Origin of the sequence: Pseudoalteromonas sp. OF7H-1 (assembly GCF_022347825.1) — a bacterium.
Lineage (GTDB): Bacteria > Pseudomonadota > Gammaproteobacteria > Enterobacterales > Alteromonadaceae > Pseudoalteromonas > Pseudoalteromonas maricaloris.
Genome location: NZ_JAKRFX010000008.1, coordinates 165086 through 186230, shown reverse-complemented (window position 1 = coordinate 186230; position 21145 = coordinate 165086). Strand labels below are relative to the sequence as shown.

Annotated in this window: 16 protein-coding genes; 10 read left to right on the top strand and 6 right to left on the bottom strand. The window is 45.3% G+C overall.

Translation table 11 applies throughout. From position 1 onward, the window contains the following. Window positions 1-361 precede the first annotated feature (361 nt). From MHN30_RS12155 to MHN30_RS12115, 9 genes are all read left to right on the top strand, one after another. Complete coding sequence (locus MHN30_RS12155; RefSeq protein ID WP_130165693.1) at window positions 362-3580, top strand: TonB-dependent receptor; 3219 nt, start codon at window positions 362-364, stop codon at window positions 3578-3580. 106 nt (window positions 3581-3686) lie between these two features. Continuing rightward, window positions 3687-4913: an amino acid deaminase gene (locus tag MHN30_RS12150; RefSeq protein ID WP_130165694.1), complete on the top strand. Its 1227-nt coding sequence runs from the start codon at window positions 3687-3689 to the stop codon at window positions 4911-4913. A gap of 13 nt (window positions 4914-4926) precedes the next feature. Further along, entirely contained in the window at window positions 4927-5799 is an 873-nt protein-coding gene (locus tag MHN30_RS12145; protein ID WP_045988986.1) for a MurR/RpiR family transcriptional regulator, read from the top strand. After that, entirely contained in the window at window positions 5799-7265 is a 1467-nt protein-coding gene (locus MHN30_RS12140; RefSeq protein ID WP_130165695.1) for a D-aminoacylase, read from the top strand. Before MHN30_RS12145 ends, MHN30_RS12140 begins: the two co-directional genes overlap by 1 nt. A gap of 31 nt (window positions 7266-7296) precedes the next feature. Next, entirely contained in the window at window positions 7297-7683 is a 387-nt protein-coding gene (locus MHN30_RS12135; RefSeq protein ID WP_130165696.1) for a RidA family protein, read from the top strand. A 37-nt stretch (window positions 7684-7720) separates the two neighbouring features. After that, the gene (locus MHN30_RS12130; RefSeq protein WP_130165697.1) at window positions 7721-9151 is read left to right on the top strand and encodes a sodium:solute symporter family protein; all 1431 of its coding nucleotides are present in this window, start codon (window positions 7721-7723) and stop codon (window positions 9149-9151) included. After that, entirely contained in the window at window positions 9148-10101 is a 954-nt protein-coding gene (locus MHN30_RS12125) for a sugar kinase (protein WP_239359788.1), read from the top strand. Before MHN30_RS12130 ends, MHN30_RS12125 begins: the two co-directional genes overlap by 4 nt. A 4-nt stretch (window positions 10102-10105) precedes the next feature. Continuing rightward, window positions 10106-12475, top strand: coding sequence for a family 20 glycosylhydrolase (locus MHN30_RS12120; RefSeq protein WP_239359787.1), 2370 nt, complete (start codon window positions 10106-10108; stop codon window positions 12473-12475). A gap of 7 nt (window positions 12476-12482) precedes the next feature. After that, entirely contained in the window at window positions 12483-13382 is a 900-nt protein-coding gene (locus tag MHN30_RS12115) for an SMP-30/gluconolactonase/LRE family protein (protein ID WP_130165699.1), read from the top strand. A gap of 83 nt (window positions 13383-13465) precedes the next feature. Here the strand turns inward: MHN30_RS12115 and MHN30_RS12110 are convergent, their stop codons facing one another. From MHN30_RS12110 to MHN30_RS12085, 6 genes are all read right to left on the bottom strand, one after another. After that, window positions 13466-14407, bottom strand: coding sequence for a PD40 domain-containing protein (locus MHN30_RS12110; RefSeq protein ID WP_130165700.1), 942 nt, complete (start codon window positions 14405-14407; stop codon window positions 13466-13468). A 251-nt stretch (window positions 14408-14658) separates the two neighbouring features. Further along, window positions 14659-15618, bottom strand: coding sequence for a DUF3137 domain-containing protein (locus tag MHN30_RS12105; protein ID WP_130165701.1), 960 nt, complete (start codon window positions 15616-15618; stop codon window positions 14659-14661). A 119-nt stretch (window positions 15619-15737) separates the two neighbouring features. After that, window positions 15738-16973, bottom strand: coding sequence for an ATP-binding protein (locus MHN30_RS12100; protein WP_130165702.1), 1236 nt, complete (start codon window positions 16971-16973; stop codon window positions 15738-15740). Window positions 16974-16980: 7 nt separating this feature from the next. Then, a complete protein-coding gene (locus MHN30_RS12095; RefSeq protein ID WP_010375648.1) occupies window positions 16981-17670 on the bottom strand; it encodes a response regulator in 690 nt (229 codons plus the stop codon). After that, the gene (locus tag MHN30_RS12090; protein WP_010375649.1) at window positions 17670-18059 is read right to left on the bottom strand and encodes a DUF3019 domain-containing protein; all 390 of its coding nucleotides are present in this window, start codon (window positions 18057-18059) and stop codon (window positions 17670-17672) included. The genes MHN30_RS12095 and MHN30_RS12090 overlap by 1 nt, the downstream gene beginning before the upstream one ends. After that, on the bottom strand, window positions 18049-18924 hold the full coding sequence (locus MHN30_RS12085) for a MipA/OmpV family protein (RefSeq protein WP_226899030.1): 876 nt from the start codon (window positions 18922-18924) through the stop codon (window positions 18049-18051). Before MHN30_RS12085 ends, MHN30_RS12090 begins: the two co-directional genes overlap by 11 nt. A gap of 210 nt (window positions 18925-19134) precedes the next feature. Between MHN30_RS12085 and MHN30_RS12080 the strand changes: the two genes are divergently transcribed. Beyond that, window positions 19135-21138, top strand: coding sequence for a beta-propeller domain-containing protein (locus MHN30_RS12080; RefSeq protein WP_239359786.1), 2004 nt, complete (start codon window positions 19135-19137; stop codon window positions 21136-21138). The last annotated feature ends 7 nt before the right edge of the window (window positions 21139-21145 follow it).

The following is a 21145-nucleotide window of genomic DNA, read 5'->3' as shown; positions in this document are numbered from 1 at the left end:
TACGGCAAACTGAATACAAAACTCATTCGATTTAAAGCTGTTTGAACAAGTCATTAACCAGATATGTAAACGTAACTGTCAATATTTTCTCTTAAACATTAGATTAGATGTAACTAATTTTAATTCCTTACATTTCAAAACCATAGTCCACATAGCCAAATTTTACGCAAAAAAGTGTTTGCTTTTTAGTCTGTAATGTTAAAAAGTAACAAGGTAATATTGTATTTTTGTTAGTAAGTAACATGTGATGTGTTGGGGCGTTTAGAGCACATCACTGTGTGGTAGGTTTTTGAGCTGTGGTGCTAGTGATGGCATTGCTGGCTTTTTCACTGGTTTTTAAAAAGAAGAAAGGAACAACAAAATGTCAAAACTAGTCACCGATATTGGTAAACATAACCCTAAACGAAGCAAACTGAGCCTTGCGGTTTCGTCTGTACTTTTTGGGCTTTCTCCACTTTGGGTTGCCGCTGAAACTGTGGGTCAAAATGACAGCGATGTCAAAACCTCGGAACAGAACGAAGCGGTTGAAGTCATTGAAGTTCGCGGGATCCGAGGCAGTATCAATAGCGCACAAAACATTAAGCGCTTCGCTGATACGGTCAAAGACGTGATCACGGCGTCAGATATCGGGGCATTACCAGACAAATCGGTGACTGAAGCGCTGCAGCGTGTGCCGGGTGTTACGATTGAGCGATTTGCATCATCCGATGACCCTAAACATTATGCTGATGAAGGTACAGGCGTGCTGGTTCGTGGCCTAGACAGGGTTCGCTCTGAGGTGAACGGCAGAGACGCTTTTAGTGCAAATCCGTCAGGCGGTTTGAGCTATGAAGACTTTCCTGCTGAATTGCTAGGCGCAGTGGAAGTGGTTAAAAACCAAACTGCAGATCTTATTTCAGGCGGTATATCTGGCACGGTAAACCTTATCACCCGCAAACCATTCGATTCTGATGAGCGGCTTATCTCGTTCAATGCAAAGGCCAATTATGGCGACTTTAGAGAAGAAGTGACGCCTTCGTTTTCAGCGCTGTTCTCCGACAGTTGGGAAACCAGTGCAGGTAAGTTCGGATTTTTAATTGCAGCTTCTTCATCAGAATATCAGACTCGAGGAGATGGTGTTGGCCTTGGCAACTTCCACTCTCGAGGCGATTCCTTTATTCCTACCTTGGATCAATGGGGTGGCATAACAGGTGTTGATCCATCATCGCCTGTGGATGGCCCCGCTTTACCTGGGCAACCAGCTGGCAGTGTATGGCATGTGCCTGTCGCTATCCATATGAGCACAGCAACCAATGACCGTGAACGTACCGGCTTAACCTCTTCACTGCAGTGGGCAAATGCCGATGAGACCATAGTTGCGACATTAGAGCACATTCGCTCAGAAGCATCTCTTGAGTGGAACGAGCGCCAAATAGGACAAGCAGCTCAAGGCTTTAAAGGTTTCATGGGGTCTTCACAAAATTGGACTGAAAATACGGAAAGTGGCCATCCACTCACTACAGATGATGGTTTTGTGACTTCCGGTATTGCACTTGGCGTGAGCCCCGAAACGCCATTCTTTTATCGTAGCCGCTGGAATTACAACGAAAATACCGTGAAGGACACTTCATTTAAACTAACGTTAAAACCAATAGATAGATTGACGGTTGATTTTGATTACCAGCGGATCGACTCCGACAAAGAAGTGCAAAACTACAGTATGTCGGGTCAAACACGGGGAAACCATGTCCACGTTGTCTCGCCTTATTTCCTCGATATGCGTGGCTCAAGGCCGACAGTAGAGTTTCTCAGTGACAATATTCTAACGGCAGGTTGGTCACCCAATGAAGATTGGAATGGACCTGTGCCTAACCTGTTTTTGGGCAGCGGTATGGAGCAGGTTGAGCGCAACACGGCAGAATCAGACAGTGTTAAACTGGATTTTAAGTATGAGCTAGACGGTCATTTCACGAGTGTCAGTTCCGGTTTTTATATGTCAAATAAAGACCTAACGGTGCGAGATACCGCTTACGAGGGCTGGTCTGCAATTGGCACCCCTTGGATCCAAGATGACCGAAATGCCGCCGCGGCGGTAAATCGTCCAGAATTATTTGAGCGCGTTGATTTTTCAGATTATTACAATGGTCAGGTATTACAGGGGCCGGTCAATAACTTCTTGTTCCCAAGCATGGAGCTGGTGAAAAACTACGCCGAGTCTTTGCGCCAAGGTTGTCGTGATGGTTGGCACAATGCCACCAACAGTGCGGCAAACAACGGCACATGCTCTGGCACTTATGTACCTTATGAAGACAAACCCAATCGCGTTGAAGGCCCATTCGCCGCACACAATATAAGTTCGACTAACGAGAAGCGTACTGAATTTTACATTCGTGGTGATTTTGACTTCGAGTTTCAAGACATTCCTGTGGTGGGCAATGTTGGCCTGCGCTACGTAAACTATCAACTTGAGTCTACGGGCGCTTTGGTGCAACCCGCCCTCATCAAACGTGGTGAAGAGGGGACATCACTTAATAATGTGATGCAGCAAGCAGAATATAAGCGATATTACGACATTGCTGGGGGAGAGTCTGAACTCAGTACCGTTGAAGGTACAGATTACGGCACTTTGCTTCCGAGCTTAAATTTGAGTTTTGGTGTATCAGAAGACGTAGTGGTGCGATTTGGTGCGTCAAAAGCGCTGTATTACCCAAATTTAGTTGATGCCAGAAATATCAGTATTCTTAACTTGGATTACACTCGCGTGCTACAAACTCCCGGCGCTGATTATGACGAGGCAACTAACCCCGTTGTTGGGCTAGACGATATCAGTCTAACCGCACTTTCTGGGAATCCATATTTAGAGCCTGAAGAAGCGATCAATACTGACTTAACTACCGAATGGTATTTCGCGTCCGCAGGTTACGTGACGGTAGGGCTATTCCACAAAAAGCTAGATAATATAATCCGTAGCCGCGCCTTTGATCTTGATGTGTCTTATGGCGGCGAAGATTATGATGTCTCTGCTTACGGCCCCGCTAACACGGGCTCTGGCACCATTCGTGGGATGGAGTTTTCCTACTCTCAATTCTACGACATGTTACCGGGAGCATGGAGCGGTTTAGGTTTGCAACTTAACTTTACCTATATCGATCAAGATGGACTTGAAGATCCAAATGAAGTCTCTAAAGGCACGCTTGGTTTCGATGAAAATGGTAACCCGCTGACCGATAATCGTAATACCTTCCGAGTGTTTGGAGGTTTGCCGCTACAAGGTTACTCAGACCAAAACTTTAATATCATCGGTATGTATGAATACGAGGACATTTCTTTTCGCCTTGCATACACTTGGCGCTCTGAGTATTTGCTCACACTTAGGGAATCTGAAGAGTATGTCCCTGCTTATGCAGAGGCGTCGGGTATGATGGACGCAAGCTTGTATTACACCATCAACGACCATTGGAAAGTGGGTTTTGAAGCCAGCAATTTATTGGATACGGAAACCAAAACCAAGTATCAGATGGACCAAGCTGGGACAAAAACGCAGGCACTCAACTTTACCACGGATAGACGTTTTGCATTGAGCGTCCGTGCGACTTTCTAATGTCAGCAAAGGCCAAGTGCAGCTTGGCCTGATACCAATCGCAGTAAGTCAATGTACTATTTTGACGTGGGGAACTAATGTTTAAACTCAAGGATTTGAATAAACAATGACAATATTAGCGAAAGGCACTGGCGACCCACTGCAACTAGAAGGTAGCGGCTGGGATATTCTCGCAGAGCAGGTAAGTTTGCCAGTTGCAGTGATAAAGCAAGACGCCATCAGCCACAACGCGAATTGGATGGCGAATTTTGCAAAGGAAAGCCAAGTATTATTGGCACCCCACGGCAAGACAACGATGTCACCAGCGCTATTTAAGCTACAGCTTGAACATGGCGCATGGGCCGTCACGGTAGCGACTGTGCCACAAGTTTCCGTGGCCATAGTCGCGGGCGCAAAACGAGTGATCTTAGCGAATCAACTTGTTGGCGAATATCATATGAAGCAAGTTGCAAACATGCTAACTGATACTGACGTTGAGCTCTATTGTTTTGTTGACTCTATTGCAAATGCCCATGCCTTAGGCACATTTTTTACCCGGCAGTCGCTGCGTATTTCTATTTTACTCGAGGTGGGGGTTGAAGGCGGTCGCGCTGGTTGGCGCAATCTTGCAACGTTAGTGCAGCTGGTCAATGTATGCCAACAATATGCTAGCTTAGAGGTAGCAGGCATCGGATTTTATGAAGGCGTGATCCACGGTGATAATGCCGAACAAAGGATCGCCACATTCGTTAGTTCAGTAATAAAAACAGCGGAAGATTTACGACAAAAAAACGTGTTTTCAAAGGCGTTACCTATTATCACGGGGGCGGGGTCTGCTTGGTACGATGTTGTGACAAAGACACTAAACAAAAGTGAACAGGCTCAGCAATTTCGATTTGTGATCCGTCCCGGCTGCTACCTTATTCACGATACCGGGATCTATCAGGATGCGCAGCAAGCTGTGTTATCACGGAGCAATCTCGCTTGCGATTTGGGGGAAAGTTTGGTGTCGAGCTTAAGCATATGGGCTTACGTGCTTTCGACTCCAGAGCCGGGTGTCGCGATAATTGGTATGGGTAAAAGGGATGTCGCATTTGATGCTGGCATGCCCACACCAGAGCTGATTTACTCTCCGCCGTCAAAGCAGCTGTGCTCATTAGACGGCGCGGTAAAGGTCGAAACAATCATGGATCAACATGCTATGGTAAGTATTGCATCTGGGTGCGAGGTACAGGTTGGCGATATGATCTGCTTTTCGACTTCTCATCCTTGCTTGACCTTTGATAAGTGGCGACAAATTGGTGTTGTCGAGCGAGATTGGGTGATCACCCAAACCATTTCTACCTATTTTTAATTGAGGCGAAGCTGTGGACATTATTAGCAAAATTAAGGAAGGTTTGGGGCACTTTAGCCCTGCGGAAGAAAAAGTTGCCCGGCTTATTTTGGCTGAGCTTAACTTTGCCGCAAGCGCATCCATTAGTGAGTTAGCCGAAAAAGCACAGGTCAGTCATGCCAGCATCACACGGTTAGCGCGCAGCCTAGGCTGTACCAATGTACGTGACCTTAAGTTTCAGCTGACACAATCAGCCGCAATTGGTGAGCGTTTTACAAATCCTGAGCCAATTGAAAAAGAAAAGATTTCTCATGTTTATACCTCTATTCAGGAGATCCTCACGCTCAATGCGGGACTCATCGATGAAGCGGTTGTGGAGCAGGCGAGTGAAGTGATTTGCGCCACACGTCATTGCTTAATTTTTGGGGTTGGTGGTGGTAGCAGCTTGATGGCACAAGAATGTCAAAATCGCTTATTTCGCTTGGACGTACTTAGTAATGCTCACTCCGATCCTATGATGATGCGCATGGTTGCGGCAACGGTGAATAAAGGGGATGTGGTGATTTGTCTCTCGCTTAGTGGTGTTTCTCCTGATGTGAAAGCGGCGGCGCTTATCGCCAAAGAGTATGGTGCAGAGATTATTGCTATTTGTCCAGTGAGCGACTTAGCGGACATTGCCGATCACCACTTAGCCATCAAAACTCAAGAAAGTGACTACATATTTAAGCCCAGCGCTGCACGCTATGCCATGATGGCAGCGGTGGACATTTTGTCGAGCGAAGTTGCTATCCGTAATCAAAAGCGCTCAAGAGAAAAACTCCGACGGCTTAAAACCCAGTTAGATCAGCATCGAGATAAAAACAGCAATATGCCACCTGCCGATAAACGCTTTCCTTTGGGGGATTAATGCTGAGCTCATCTCTTTATGTTGATACCCTCATTCAAGGCGCAACGGTGTATTTTGAACCAAGCTCTGAAGCGCAAGTGGTGGATGTTGCGATTAGCAAAGACAAAATTGTTGCGCTTGGCAACTGCAACCATTTGCAAGCACAGCAATGCATCGATGCTACGGGCTTAGTGCTCGCGCCGGGTTTTATTGACGTACATACCCATGATGACCTTGAAGTGTTGCGAGGCCCCCATATGCTGAGCAAAGTGAGCCAAGGTGTCACCACCGTCATTGCTGGGAATTGTGGCATTAGCGCAGTGCCTTACTGTACAAATCAAGCGCCGCTCGACCCCATTAACTTACTCGGGGAGCGATCAGAATTCGCCTATCGTGAACTACAGGATTATCAACATGCCTTTAATAAGGCCGCTCCGAGTGTGAATTTAGCCATGTTAGTTGGTCATACAACGCTCAGAGCGCAGGTCATGACGGATTTATCTCAAGCCGCTAATGCGCAAGAGCTTGAACAGATGAAAACCTTGCTGCATCAAGCGATGGTGCAAGGGGCGATAGGGTTTAGTACTGGCCTTGCTTATTACAATGCGAAGGGGGCAAGTCAAGCTGAAGTGAATGCGTTGGCCGAGGTTGTTACACCATTTGATGGTATCTATACCACGCATTTACGTACAGAATTTCAAGGAGTCATCCGAGCCATGGACGAAGCCTTTGCAACGGCAGAGCATGCCAAACTGCCGCTGGTTATCTCACATATAAAATGCGCAGGTAGAGAGAATTGGGGCAGAGCGTCTGAGGTATTAGCGCATTTTGAACAGCATAGGCAAACACACCTAGTGAGCTGCGATTGCTATCCTTACGCCGCGAGTTCAAGCACCTTAGATCTTAATCAAGTGACGGAGGAGACGGACATTTTTATTACTTGGTCGGAGTCTCATCCAGAACTTGCACAGCAAAGCTTGGCAGACATTGCTACGCAATGGCAAGTGTCTCAGCGTGAAGCAGCAAAGCGCTTGCAGCCAGCGGGCGCTGTGTATCACTGTATGCTGGAAGATGATGTGCAGCGATTTTTAAGTTATGAACACAGCATGGTGGGGTCTGATGGCTTGCCGTGCGATCCGCATCCGCATCCTAGACTGTGGGGGACATTTCCGCGGGTGCTTGGACATTATTGTAGAGAACAACAATCGCTGCCGTTGGCATTGGCTATCTACAAAATGACAGCGTTGCCAGCAGCGCGCTTTAAGCTGCGGCAACGTGGCAATATTCAAATTGGTTACTTTGCCGATCTGGTGTTATTCGACCCCAATCGGGTTCTAGACCAAGCAAGTTACAGTAATCCAAAACAACTTGCCTCAGGCATTGTGAAGGTTTGGGTGAATGGCAAGCTCAGCTATGTTGAGGGCGCGAATGCAGACACCATTGTCGATTTCGGCCGAGCAGGACGATTTTTAACGCGTCAAAACTAATAAAAATCAAAAAAATCATCAAGAGGTTAACATGACAATAAGAAGAATAGGTGCTGAAGGCGGTACGGGTACTGGTGGACAACACTTACCCTTTGCACGAGCGGTTGAAGCTGGCGGTTGGTTAAAGGTCTCGGGGCAAACGCCAATGCGAGATGGTGAAGTGGTTGAGGGTGGCATTGTTGAGCAGTCGCGTCTGACCATAGAAAACTGTATCGCGATTATGGCCGAGGCAGGTTATGGCCTTGAGCATGTTACGCATGTTTCTGTGGTATTAACTGACGCAAGATATTTTCAGTCCTTTAATAAGGTTTTTGCAGAGTATTTTTCAGCGCATCCTCCTGCGCGAATTTGCATGGTGGCCGACTTAGTCGTGGACTGTAAAGTTGAGGTCGATGTCACCTGTTACAAAGGCGAATAGACGTTATACGAACAACAATGTTCACAGGAGGAGAAGCATGACGGATAGTCAGCAAGTGTATTTGCTTATTTTTCTGTTGTATTTGTCTGCCATGATAATGGTGAGTTGGCTGGCATCTCGGTGGCAACGGTCAAATTGCGACTATTTATTAGCTGGGCGAAAAGTACCGCTGATGCTGACGCTAGGTACCACCGTTGCCACTATGGTCGGCACCGGCTCGTCGATGGGAGCGGTCGGCTTTGCCTATCAACACGGTTGGGCGGGCACGCTTTATGGCATTGGCGGCGCGCTGGGTATTTTATTGCTGGCTTGGTTGTTTGCGCCGGTTAGGGCTGAGCGCTTCGCGACAATGAGTGAAGAGTTAGCAAGCTATGTAGGCAATCATCAAGTCGTTAAAAAGCTCTTAGCAATATTGATTTACGCGGCAAGTGTCGGCTGGCTTGGCGCACATTTGATTGGCGGGGGCATGTATTTAGCCTGGCTTACTGGGCTAGATGAGAACAGTGCAAAACTGATTATTGGACTGGGGCTTGCGGTATATGTGACCTTAGGTGGATATTCGGCGGTAGTCTGGACGGATGCTATTCAGGCTGTTATTTTGTTTTCGGGCTTTTTGTTGATGACCTACTTTGTAGTCGAGGTGGTCGGTGGTTGGCAAACGCTAACCAGTGCTTCGGTTGCAGCGGGAGCTGGGCTCTTTTCATATCAAAATATTGGTTTGTTGCCTGCTATTTCAATGGCGCTGGCGGTGTTGGTGGGCGTATTGGCAACCCCATCGTTTAGGCAGCGGATCTATTCCGCCAAAAGCATAGGCAGTATTCGTATGTCGTTTATTATCTCGGGATTACTTTATTTAGGGTTTTCATGTATTCCTGCGGTGATTGGTATTGGTGCTTATGCAGTTAACTCGAGTTTAGACAACCCTTCATTTGCTTTCCCCTATTTGGCGTTAACGGCGATGCCGGTATTGATTGGCGGCTTTATTTTATTGGCGGGTATTTCTGCAACGCTTTCTAGTGCCAGCTCCGACGCCATTGCTGGAGTCAGTGTGTTGGTTGCTGATATTTATCTGACTTGGTGTAAGGGAAATATTGCGCCACACAATCCGCTTTTGGTCTCTCGTATTGCCATGCTGACTACCGTATCGCTGGCATTATTTATGGCGGTGTTGTCGAGCGACATTATTAGCTATATCACCAAAATGATTTCCGTTGTATTAGCGGGGCTTTGTGTGATGGGGTTATTGGGGCGCTTTTGGCAAGGTTATACTTGGCAAGGCAGTTTAGTCACCTTGATGGCAGGTTCAGTGGCTGCCCTGCTCGTTGGTATGAACGACGGTTGGCTGGCTTATTTTGGTAACCCGATTATTCCTGCGCTGCTCAGTGCTTTGATGTTTGGTGTATTGACGAGTGTGGTGACAAAACCCAGTGTTACCGCATCGCCCGAAAAAACGGAAGTGGCATCATGAAAAGCGCAATAAAACAGTTGCTGTGCTTTGGTGAATGTATGGTGGAGCATAGAGCAGACGGGACTAGCTCGTTTGGCGGTGATTCCTTTAACACGGCTTGGTATTTGGCTCAGTTACTCAAGCAAAGCAACGATAACCACATCGCAGTCAGTTTTGCCAGCGCCATTGGTACGGACAAGGCCAGTACAAACTTGCTTGATATGTTGTCAAACACCAACATCAGACAAGACTATATTGTGCTTGAACCACATAGCGCGGTTGGCGAGTACTGGATTACGCTCGATGAGAAAGGGGAACGACGCTTTACCTTTGCCCGTGAACACAGCCCCGTAAGGCAGTATTTTAAGCGTGATGAGACCTTAACTCAGGCGCTTCACAACAAGGATATTGATGCAATTTATCTCTCTGGAATAAGCCTTGCTATCCTAGATGAGTCACAGAGAAAGCACTTATTTGAGGCGTTAGCCGCGTTTAAAAACCGAGGTGGGCTCATCTTTTTTGATAACAACTATCGCCAAACCCTTTGGCGTAGTGATAACCCAAAATTGAGTTATCAGGCTGTAATGGCGCTGGCAGACATCGCATTTTTAACCGACGAGGACGAATATGGAGTGTATGGCACCGCAAATGTGGACGAAATAATCGCAGAGCATCAAAAGCAAAGCTCACAACTCTTAGTTATTCGCCAAGGTGCTCAGCCATGCGTGATCGCGCCACCTAATAATTCTTCACCTATTTATATCGCGGCGCAAAACATAGCGCCGCAGCTTATCTTAGATACCTGTGGTGCGGGCGATGCGTTTGCGGCGGGGTTTCTAGCGCATTGGCTGAAAGGTCGCGATTTGCAAACGGCTGCGTGCTTTGCACACCAAGTTGCCGCCGAGGTGATCCAGCATCACGGCGCGCTGATATCTGCCGACTTTCTGCCAAAGCTTGTTACTCAGGAATAGTGTAATGATGAGAATGTATTTTAGTCTTTTTTTATTCACCGTGTTGTTGCCGATTTTAACTGCAAAGGCAACACCACTGTCGCTTATGCCCATGCCGCAACAAGTGAGTATGACCGAAGGCTCGCTAGTATTTGATAACGAAATCAAGGTTGCGATACACGGCTTTAGTGCGCAGAGGCAGGCATTTTTGCTCGCCAGAATGCAGCAATACATTGAGCGCATTACTGGAAAACCTATTCCGATACGGGTAGTAAAGCGTGGCAAAGCGGACTTAACCATTCGCGTAGAAAATATCGAAACCGAGTTACAGTTTCCTCAGCTGAATATGCCAGAAGACTACCAGCTTCATATTGAAAAGGGTGGAATAGTGCTTAGCGCAACCTCCGTTTTCGGCGCGCAGCACGGTCTTGCTAGCCTATTACAATTGGCCCAGAGTAATACATCGAGTCAATTCATACTCCCCTATACAACGATCAGCGATAGTCCCCGCTTCCCTTGGCGTGGGCTACTTATTGATAGTGTTCGCCACTTTATGCCAATTGCGACAATAAAGCGCCAACTCGATGGTATGGCTGCGGCAAAGCTAAACGTTTTGCATTGGCACTTAACTGATGACCAAGGCTGGCGAATGGAAAGTAAGGTGTTTCCTAAGCTGACTCAACTGGCCTCAGACGGATTGTATTATCGTCAATCAGAAGTGAAAGAAGTGATTGAGTATGCAAGCCTTTTAGGGATCCGCGTGGTGCCTGAATTTGGTATGCCGGGGCATGCAAGCGCGATTGCCGTCGCTTACCCAGAGCTGATGACTAAAGCGCAACCTTATGAGATGGAGCGTCATTGGGGAGTATTTAAGCCACTGCTCAATATCGCAAGTCCTGATGTGTACGCCTTTATCGACGATTTACTGGCTGAGATGACGAGTCTATTTCCAGACGGCTACCTGCATATTGGGGGTGACGAGGTAGAACCTGAGCATTGGTTGGAAAGCCCTGAAATACAGGAGTTAATGGCAAAACATGCGTTGAAAGACGGTCACGACCTGCAAAATTACTTTAATATTCGCGTACAAAAGCTTATTGCTAAGCACCAACGTGTGATGATGGGATGGGATGAAATTTTTCATCCGGCGTTGCCTACGGATACTGTCGTGCAGTCTTGGCGTGGTCATGATTCATTAACTGCAATTGCAGAAGCAGGTTATCAAGGTATTTTATCAACCGGGTTTTATATTGATCAGCCGCAGTATTCATCATTTCATTACCGTAACGACCCACATCCGGTGCTACCGACAGTGGATCTCACTCAATCGCGAGTATTAAGCTTAGCCTTTACCATCCCACGCCTAAAAGGCAGCGCAGTCAAAGGCGAGCTTGTGGTGTTGGGTGAACAAGTGCTTATAAAGCTTAATAACAACCGCCATCAGCTAGCACAAACAGATAAGCCAATTACTAGCAAGACTCAGCAATTTACCGCAGCCATGGATAGTTGGATGGGACCGTTACAGTTTGAGTTTAATACAGCGCAGCAACAAGGCGCGGCAATGATTGGTAATAGCCGTTATCCGCTCACACTTGAGGCGCTTGAAAAACCACAACCAGTCGAGGTTTCAACACCGTTAAGCCAAGAAATTGGTGTACGTATTTTAGGTGGCGAGGCGACCATTTGGAGCGAAATGGTCACCGAACATAATCTTGATGTCAGAATATGGCCGCGGCTTTTTGTGATTGCCGAGCGTTTATGGTCCGCTAAAACGCTTACAGATAGCAAGCAGATGTACGCGCGGTTGGAGGATATTAGCGATTTTGCACATAACGTCATTGGCTTAGGTCATAAAACGCAGCAACAAGCGGGTTTTAATAGGTTTATCAGCACAACCTTGGATGAACCAAAGCGCAAGGCTACGCTTGCATTACTCACTCATCTTGCTGAGCTCGTAGAGCCAAGTCACTATTACACACGTCACCATATTAAGTTCTTAAACGACGAGTATCACCAGTTTGCAGCGCTTGATAAATTTGTCGACTATATTGCGGTTGAAAGCCGTCAGGTGAGGCTGCTTGAGGAGCGAGTCGCAAGCTATATTGCTGGTGATAACACTGCCTTAGCGCACATTGGCGTGATATTGCAACGTTGGCAAGCGGGGCTTGAGGCGTTAACACTGTTACAGCAAAGTCCCAAACTTACAGAAGCACACTCAACGGCGTTAACGGTGACGCAGTTTATTACATTGAGTCAGCAAGTGCTTGAGGTTTGTAAAGGGGCTTTACAGGCTCCGCACCTAGATAGCAAGCTGTTAGCGCTGCAAAATTTAACGGATGAAGTGGTCATAACTGGAATATATCCAGTTCGAGCGCTTTACCTTCATTGTAAATAGGAAAGTCATGAGAAAGGTCATACTCAGTTTATTTTTGCTACAGAGCAGTGGTTATGTAGCTGCCAACATGGTTGTAGATACACAAGATTGGATAACGGATGGTGTTTTCACGCAAGGTATTGAGGGACCTGCGGTGGATGATACCGGCGTGTTGTATGCGGTTAATCATCAACAGCAAGGCACCATTGGTAAAGTGACTGCGCAAGGCAGAGCGGAAACCCTGCTGACGTTAAAAAATGGCTCTATTGGTAACGGTATTCGCTTTGATAAGCAAGGCAATATGTATATAGCCGATTACGTCAATCATAACGTGCTTAAAGTCACCAAAGCGGCACTTGCACAAGGTGGTGACTTGTCACAATTCGTGACGGTATTTGCTCACGATAATCGCATGGATCAACCTAATGACCTTGCGATCATGGACAACGGAATTCTTTTCGCCAGCGATCCTAATTGGCAAGCCAGTAGCGGTAAGCTTTGGCGTATAAATACAAACGGAGCAGTAACCTTATTGGAAGCGGATATGGGCACCACCAATGGCATTGAAGTTAGCCCTGACAATAAAACACTTTATGTGAATGAAAGCGTGCAGCGTAAAGTATGGCGCTATGAGTTAGATGAACAAGGCAATATTAGTAACAAACAATTATTTATCTCGTTTACCGATTTTGGCTTAGATGGTATGCGTACGGACAACCAAGGCAATCTTTATATCGCCCGTTATGGCGCTGGTGTGGTCGCTGTGGTTTCACCTCAGGGCAAGCTAATGAAAGAAATTAAACTGAAAGGCAAGCATCCGACCAATGTGGCTTTTGGTGGCGAGGAGGGGAAACGCTTATTTATTACCATGCAAAAACGCGGCGCTATCGAGATGGTTGAGGTAGAGTTTGCAGGACGAGATAAATAGTTCGGCTCAGTGTAAATTAGCCATCAGCAATTAAAGAGAGGTAACTGGCAGCTCGAAGTTGAGCTGCCATATCGAATACGCTGCTAAATCTGCTTAGTCGACTTTCCGGCAAAATAAGTTTCTTTTAGCCGGGTAATGACCTCGGTGCTTACCCAATAAATGTTTGATACATCACCGGGTTCATTATATCTACCAAAAAACAGGTATTTACCATCGGGTGTAATTCTTGGGACGGTTTCTGAATAAGGGGTATTGACCCCTTCACCTAAATTTATAGGGCTAGACCAAGTGCCATCCTGCTCCTTAAAATAGACATATAGGTCGTTATCTTTTCGACTTTTATCGCCTCTGTGACGACTATTAACCAATAGGTAATCGTTAGCGGGCGAAATAAAACCATGAAATCCAAACTCAATATCAATGGCTTTGGGAGTTGTAAGCGCGCCGTTTTTATTTTCTGCGGTATACATTTTGCGTTCTGACATATTGGAAAAAACAGTGTCGCCATTTGCGCTTTGGTTGAAGTCTGAAAACTTACCCGTATTTATTGCCGAATCGAACCTTTTAGCCTCACTCCAGCCATCTTTGCCGCGGGTAACGTACCAAATTCCGGACGCTTTGGGATCATCTGAACGCGCGGTAAAGTAAATCCGATTGCCGTTCAAACTTACATGAGGGACCAGTTCATAACTCATTCTTCCACCAGTAAAATTTGCGGCTTGAGGTTGAGTCCACTGTGCATTTTCTATTTTTGAATACATGATCCGTGGGCTTGAATCCACATTTTCTTGCTCTTCGAAGGCGGTAAAATACACTTCTGTAAGGTCGGGAGAGAACGACACACCGAATTCATAACGACCATTAATCGAGATGATATCGGGGGCAAAAAGCTGCGCGGTTAACCCCGGCGGTGTCTGGCCAAGCCAAGGTCCTTCTAACGTTGGAAAGGCTTCGTTAGCATGGACATGATTGGTGAGCATGACGGCTGCAAAAAGTAAGGGGGGGGTGGGTTTTATAATATTCATGCTGCTCTCCTTAAGCGCTAGATAAACCTGCTTACAGTAACAGGGGGTAAGCGATTTACATTATTCTTTTGAACAGAGAACACTGTATCAGCTATGGCGTAAAGCCACGTGTAAACTAATGTAAAACAATCACTAAATAGTTTCGTTCCTTGATTGTTAAGATTGCTACAGCGGTTGTTATTACCTGTATTAAATACCGCTGTATTCAGCGCTGGGTTATCGTATTTTCAACTACAAAAAAAAGCCGGCTGCTAGCGCACCAGGCTTTTTGCTAAATTTTCAATCAGTAAAAATTGTTTTGCGATATCTTCAGCCCAGCTGGGATCATATTCATTTTGCAGTTTTTTTGGGCTAAATAAATTGGCACCATAATCAAGAGTGATCAGTATATCGCTACCTTCTATAAACATTTGGGCTTTTACTTCGGGGATTTTTAACCCTTTTGGTAGGTTACCGGATGAAAAGAACGTTTTGACTTGCGACAATTTTGCCATATATTCTGGCGTGAGTACTTCGCGGCAGGTTTGTTCATCTTTAGCATAGACTTGATACTCTTTTTCAAAGTCTTTTTGTTCAAGTTTAACTCGCTGTAATCCTTTTAGAGATTGACGTCGACTTATCAGCATGTTCCAAAGTCCCGCATCTTGTAATACCACGATTGGGGTATCTACAGGTTCAGGCATACTCAGTTTTATAACTGCACCATTAAACAAACGTTTACTGTCATTATTCTGATGAAGCGTGCGTATATGCACTTCGGTAAAGTAAAAATGAATGCCATTTACTTCGCCGTTAAATCCATCTTCAGCTACTGCTCGTCCTCCTTTGGTTAATATACCTGCACTGATAGCTTCCTCGCAGATAAGTAAATTACCGCCGACTGAATATTCTAAGTTAAGCGCCGAAGCAATTGGCGCCATCATATAAGCTCGAGTTAACACTCCCTTAGTGAAAGACTTAAGAGAGTGTTTTAACAAAAAGTAGATAGGAATTATTGAGATTAAGAGAAAAGGCGCAAGAAATAGTAACGGGATTGCAATACCAATTGCCCACCACTTATAGCGTTTAAGCGGCTTCAATTTATTGTCAAGATCGCTATCAAAGCTGGATGTGGTTTTATCTAAATTGTAATAGGCCTCTTTTAACTGCATCTCAACGCCAGCTAGACGCGGATCGATATGATGGAGAGACCTCTGTTCTAATAAAGCCATAAACTTTCCTTGTAAGTCATGTTTAAATACAATTGGTATAAAATTCTACCCAAATAAGATGGTTAAGGTAAAATTTTTGTTTTATGCGGTATTCACCGCTATACCTATCCCTAGGCAAATTAGTTTGCCAGTGGCAAAGTCAGAGTAAACTTAGCACCACCAAGTTCGGAGAACCCAACATGGCAACTGCCGCGATGCCAAGTGGCGATTTTGCGTACGATAGCCAGTCCAAGGCCATAGCCACCGTTATCTTTGCTGCGACTTTCATCTAAGCGCGAGAAGGGAATAAAAACCGACTCCCACTGAGATTTAGGAATTCCATCACCGTCATCCTCAATATGAAGATAAGCGTTGCTTTTGTCACACTCAATATTAATCGCTATGGTTGAGCGACCATATTTATCAGCGTTTTGTACGATATTTTGCAAAGCCCGAGAAAGATAATGTAGGTTGCCAGAGATGATGACTGTATTACTCATTTTCTTGAACGTTATTTTTTTATCGGTAAGCTTATTGAGTTTGCTTATCTGATCGCTGACAAGTTCACAAAGGTCAATTGGCGTTATCTCAAGTTTCTCTACTTCAAATTCAAGCCGTGCGTAAGCTAGCATTTCATCAATCATCGCCTCCATTTCGACCACATCGTCCGCCATATCACTTGCTTGCTCACGGCTTTGCTCTGGCAGCATAGCTAAAGCAAACTTAAGTCTGGCAAGTGGGGTGCGCAGGTCATGAGAAACCGCATTAACGAGTAGTTTTTGGTTTTCAATTAGCCTTGCAACTTGAGACGCTAAGTCGCGGATCTGCTCGGTTAAATTTGAAATGGCAGAAAACCGGGAATGTCGGGTCGCTTTGGGCAGTTGACCTTGAGTGAGATTTTCGGTGATATATCTCAGTTGCAATAAATCAAGCCACAAGGGTCTTATCCACAGCATAAGTAAAAACGCGAGCACGGCATAAGAAAGCAACTTGATGATCCATTGTTTATTGGCGGCAGAAGCCGCCGGTGCTAATGGCCCTAATTGCAGCAGCAATGTTGAATCGGGTACTTTGAAAGTCAGCCAAGCGCGGCCTTCATCATCAAAACTCGTTAAAATACCACCTTGAACTAAAGTGCTGGCTTGCTCAGGCAGCCAAGCGACATCGTCCATGTTGAGTATTTTGAGCGTTTCTGACTCTTGGGGTAGCTGAACTGAGGAAATCGTGGATTTCAGTGTGTTGGCAACCGCTTTTGCGTGTCGCAACTCATCGGGCGCGGAGTGCACCCAATGAGACCAAATAGCTTCGCTCACTTGGTTGATGACGACAATACTGGTAAACACAGCCAAATAGAGGCTGAGTAATAGTTTTAGCACAAATACACTAGCCCCAAGCAGACTTAGAGCAGAGGTAGCCCTTACCCCACACGGTAATAAGCCTCGCGGGTTGCTCTAGATTGTCGCCAAGCTTTTTACGCAAACGGCTAATACGTACGTCAACGCTTCTATCTAATCCGTCATATTCGCGGCCAACAACATGTTTATAGATATAGTCTCGACTCAGCGTTTCGCCCGCATGGCCTGCCAATGTCTTTAGTAAATCAAATTCATAGCTTGTGAGCTCAACTTCATCTCCAGCCAAATAGACCTTACGGTCCGATTTATCTATTTGTAATTCGCCTAAGGTAATGGAATCAGACTGAACTTCATCATTTTGTGTACGTCTTAATAGCGCATTCAAACGGGCAAGTAGTACGTATGGCTCAACAGGCTTGATAATGTAATCATCAGCACCGATCTCAAGCCCTTTTACATGGTCGAAGTCGCTGTCTTTGGCGGTAAGAAATAAAACCGGCCCTTTAAACTCACCGCGCGCAGCTTTGCAAATAGAAAAACCATCAAGTCCCGGTAGCATAATATCTAAAATGAGAATGTCGGGTTTTTCTGCTTCAATCGCTTTAATGGCGTTAATACCATTGTGTAATTGAACGACTTCAAAGCCGTTATGGATTAAGAACTTTGCGGTTAACTCCGCTAGTTTTACATCATCTTCGACAAGTAATACCTTGGCCATTAAAACACACTCCAATCGCTTCTGAGTTTGCGTCTATATTGTTGGTTGACGCTTGTGTGTACTTCAATATTTTGTTTTGCAACAACGTTATTTTTAGCATCTTTTAGGGTAAAGAGCATGGACTTTGAGAGTTGGATAATTTGTGTTGATTTTGCCTCCTTGGCCTGCTCCCAGCATTGTAATTTTTGTTTTTCCTGAAATAAACATAGGTTCATTTTAGAGGGCGATTGCCAAGCAATTTTTGCCGTCATTTCACAGCGTTGCCCTGCTTGTTTCACCATACATGTAATCGGTTTTATTTCTAAATTAATGCCATTGTTGGGTTTGGTTAAAGCTCTACTTGGTGCGCTGAAAATTATAATTATGATTAAGTACAACCTAAAATTCATATTTTCCCCCGACAAAAACCGTCGCGGTATAGCTATCCTCGACTATCGGGCTATCTGTCATTGTGCTATCAAGTTGCTGATATTTGGCGTTAAATTTAAAGGTCCAAGACTCACTTACGGGATAAGAGTAGGCAAAGCTAACATAAGGTTGGAAGCTTGAGCTGCCTTTATACCATAGCTCACTATTCGGTGTATCCGCTTTGTCTATGCCGTAGTAGTAGTCCACCAGTTGTCGACTTTTCCATTTTAGCCCCGCTTTAATAAACACATAAGTGTTAGGTGAATTATCGAATCTAAAACGATAGCTAACTCCAACATCAGCATTGTAACCTTGATAAGTGTTGGTGATATCGGTGAGCCATGATGCGCTGATTTTTACGCTATCACTCATTATCCAGTGGGCTAAAACGCCGCCATCTATGGCCCATTTTCTCGACTCAATATCGTCTAAGGAGATAGCGGTTTGCTCTGCGGCAAATTCACCGCCAGGCAGCTCATTGCTGGCATCAAACCCCATTTTTTGCACGAATATATTACTTGGGTGAAATTTCTCGAAATAGGCCTGCTCGGTATTAAATGTGCCGATCAAGCTAAGATCAAATTTATCAGTGTAGTGAAAGGTATAGCCCAAAGTCCCATTATCAAGAAAGAGGTGTTCACCGTAATAACTAATATAGGGCACAACAACCAAGGGAATATTTTCACCGTCATGGAGTGGGTTGGAGATCACGCCGCCGCCAAGCGCAATGCCAAATCGCCATTCATCGACTGGCGTACACTCGCTGTCATTGGCGTCACATGGCACCGCCGTGGCATTTACCTGAGTGGTAATCAGCAAGGTTAAGGCCATTAATAACTTATTCAACTTGGAACTCCAGTTCTGAATTTGGGCTTTGCACTGGCTTTTTAGAGGTGTCAATCAAAGCGCATTATTACTACCAGTGTAATTTACCAGTCGCTGTACAAATTACCAGAAAGGGTAACATTAAATAACAAAACAAGTAGCGAAGATAACAGAAATTTTAGTGTGAAAGTTTAGGCTTACGTTGGCACTTAACTTACAAGGAAACATATCATGAGATGCAAAATTTGGCTCAGTCTTCCGTTTGCCGCTAGCCTTTGCGCATGTGGTGGTAGTAACGACAATGATGAAGATAAATTACCAGAACTTAACGCGCTTAATAATAGCTCTGCGCCGTTGAAGTCAGCTTCATCAGCACAGTTTAGTCAGTTTATTAAAAACGGCATTTTCGTTGCCAGCGGTGGGTTGAATAATGGCGATGATTTGGAAAATCCATCAGCAACCACAGATAGTGCACCTTACTCAGGCACCAATCAACTGGTTGAAGGGGTATCAGAAAGCGACCGGATTAAATTCGATGGCCGTTACTTATTCATCGGTGGCTCGACCAGCGTTGCATATGCGGATACTGACAGCAAAACCTTCGTTAGGATCTTAGATACAGAAGCTACGGATGTCCCTACACAAGTTAATGAATTAGCGGTATCAGATTCAGAGTTTGCAAGCCAAAATCTTTACCTTAAAAACAATCAACTCATCAGCGTATTAATGGACTATGAGTATGATTTTGCTGATGATATGTCATCGCTAGAGGTGCAACCTGAGGTCAATTATCAAGGCGTGATTGAGCTTGCTTTTAGTAACGTATCCCTACCCGCACAGGCTGAGGTCGAAAAACGCTTTCAAATTGATGGTTCACTAGTTGGCAGCAGATTAATCGGTGACAAACTCTATGTTATCGCCGACCATACTATACGCTACAGTGGTTTTAATAGCGCTGACAAAGTAGCAAGCTACAATCGCTTAATGGACACTAACATTAACGATTTATTACCTCAATTTAGAAATTTAAAGCAAGGAAGTGTAGCGCCACTGGTTGCCGCAGATGGCTGTTATTTGCCTGCCGATGCTACCGCGCAAGATGGATATAATGGCTTAACAACAGTGACTGAGATTGACATTCGCAATCCTGATGAGGTGAAAACAACTTGCGTCAGTACGCGCATCTTTGGCTTTTATATGTCTGCAACAGCTGTGTATCTTTACAATTACTCCTTTAATGGCAGTGATGGCGATGTCAACACATCAATCTGGGATCCATCAGGCATAGTATTACATAAGTTATTGTTAACGAATGAAGGGGTGACATACCAAGCAACTGGTGAGGTGGAAGGTCAACTTGCTCGTGTCAGCGATACGATGGCTGCGACTCGATTTGATGAAAAAGATGGCGTTCTGCGCGTAGTAACGAGTCAGTATGATACAGATATCGGTAATAGTCATAAGTTGTATATGCTCAAACCACAAGGGAATGAACTTAACACCGTGGCGACGCTACCAAATAGCCAAAATCCAACCCCTATTGGCAAAATTAATCCGGATACGGGGCTTGTGGATGAAGACATTTATGCGGTTAGATATTTTAACGATACCGCCTATATCGTGACCTTTAGACAAATAGACCCTCTCTACGTTCTGGATTTATCTGACGCATCACAGCCTAAAATCGCGGGAAGTTTAGAGATCCCCGGTTTCTCTTCTTATTTGCACCCTGTTGGTGACGGTTTGCTTCTTGGGGTAGGTCAGCACCTTGGAGATCCTGATGGAAACGTGCAGCCCGGCACCAAAGTGAGCTTGTTTGATGTTGCAAATCCTGCTGAACCCAAGCTATTAAAAGATCATACGTTTGCAGGGGGATTTACACCGCTGGAATATGATTATCGCGCTTTGGCCATGCTAAAAGACAATGCCTCAGTAACCCGGTTCACTTTGCCGATTGTTTACTGGAATACAGAGCAAGTGAATGAAAGTAGTTATAACTGGTATAGCCAAAACGATCTCGCCGCATTTGAAATTATCCACGGCGTGGACTCAACACTCACTTATCGCGGGAGTAGCCGTGCCGAGGTAGCAACGCCCATAGCGAGTGACAAAGCACTCGGGTATACCGAAGCAGATAGAGGGCTTATTCAGGCTGATAAACTGCTTTATATCCATGGCAACTACGTGTGGCAGAGTAATTGGCAAACGCCTGCTGACAACAGTGGACCACATTAACCTAACT

What these genes read in the sequence shown, in the direction of transcription:
- MHN30_RS12155 (WP_130165693.1), top strand. Translation starts at nt 362, where the DNA reads ATGTCAAAACTAGTCACCGATATTGGTAAACATAACCCTAAACGAAGC.
- MHN30_RS12150 (WP_130165694.1), top strand. Translation starts at nt 3,687, where the DNA reads ATGACAATATTAGCGAAAGGCACTGGCGACCCACTGCAACTAGAAGGT.
- MHN30_RS12140 (WP_130165695.1), top strand. Translation starts at nt 5,799, where the DNA reads ATGCTGAGCTCATCTCTTTATGTTGATACCCTCATTCAAGGCGCAACG.
- MHN30_RS12135 (WP_130165696.1), top strand. Translation starts at nt 7,297, where the DNA reads ATGACAATAAGAAGAATAGGTGCTGAAGGCGGTACGGGTACTGGTGGA.
- MHN30_RS12130 (WP_130165697.1), top strand. Translation starts at nt 7,721, where the DNA reads ATGACGGATAGTCAGCAAGTGTATTTGCTTATTTTTCTGTTGTATTTG.
- MHN30_RS12125 (WP_239359788.1), top strand. Translation starts at nt 9,148, where the DNA reads ATGAAAAGCGCAATAAAACAGTTGCTGTGCTTTGGTGAATGTATGGTG.
- MHN30_RS12120 (WP_239359787.1), top strand. Translation starts at nt 10,106, where the DNA reads ATGATGAGAATGTATTTTAGTCTTTTTTTATTCACCGTGTTGTTGCCG.
- MHN30_RS12115 (WP_130165699.1), top strand. Translation starts at nt 12,483, where the DNA reads ATGAGAAAGGTCATACTCAGTTTATTTTTGCTACAGAGCAGTGGTTAT.
- MHN30_RS12110 (WP_130165700.1), bottom strand. Translation starts at nt 14,407, where the DNA reads ATGAATATTATAAAACCCACCCCCCCCTTACTTTTTGCAGCCGTCATG.
- MHN30_RS12105 (WP_130165701.1), bottom strand. Translation starts at nt 15,618, where the DNA reads ATGGCTTTATTAGAACAGAGGTCTCTCCATCATATCGATCCGCGTCTA.
- MHN30_RS12095 (WP_010375648.1), bottom strand. Translation starts at nt 17,670, where the DNA reads ATGGCCAAGGTATTACTTGTCGAAGATGATGTAAAACTAGCGGAGTTA.
- MHN30_RS12090 (WP_010375649.1), bottom strand. Translation starts at nt 18,059, where the DNA reads ATGAATTTTAGGTTGTACTTAATCATAATTATAATTTTCAGCGCACCA.
- MHN30_RS12080 (WP_239359786.1), top strand. Translation starts at nt 19,135, where the DNA reads ATGAGATGCAAAATTTGGCTCAGTCTTCCGTTTGCCGCTAGCCTTTGC.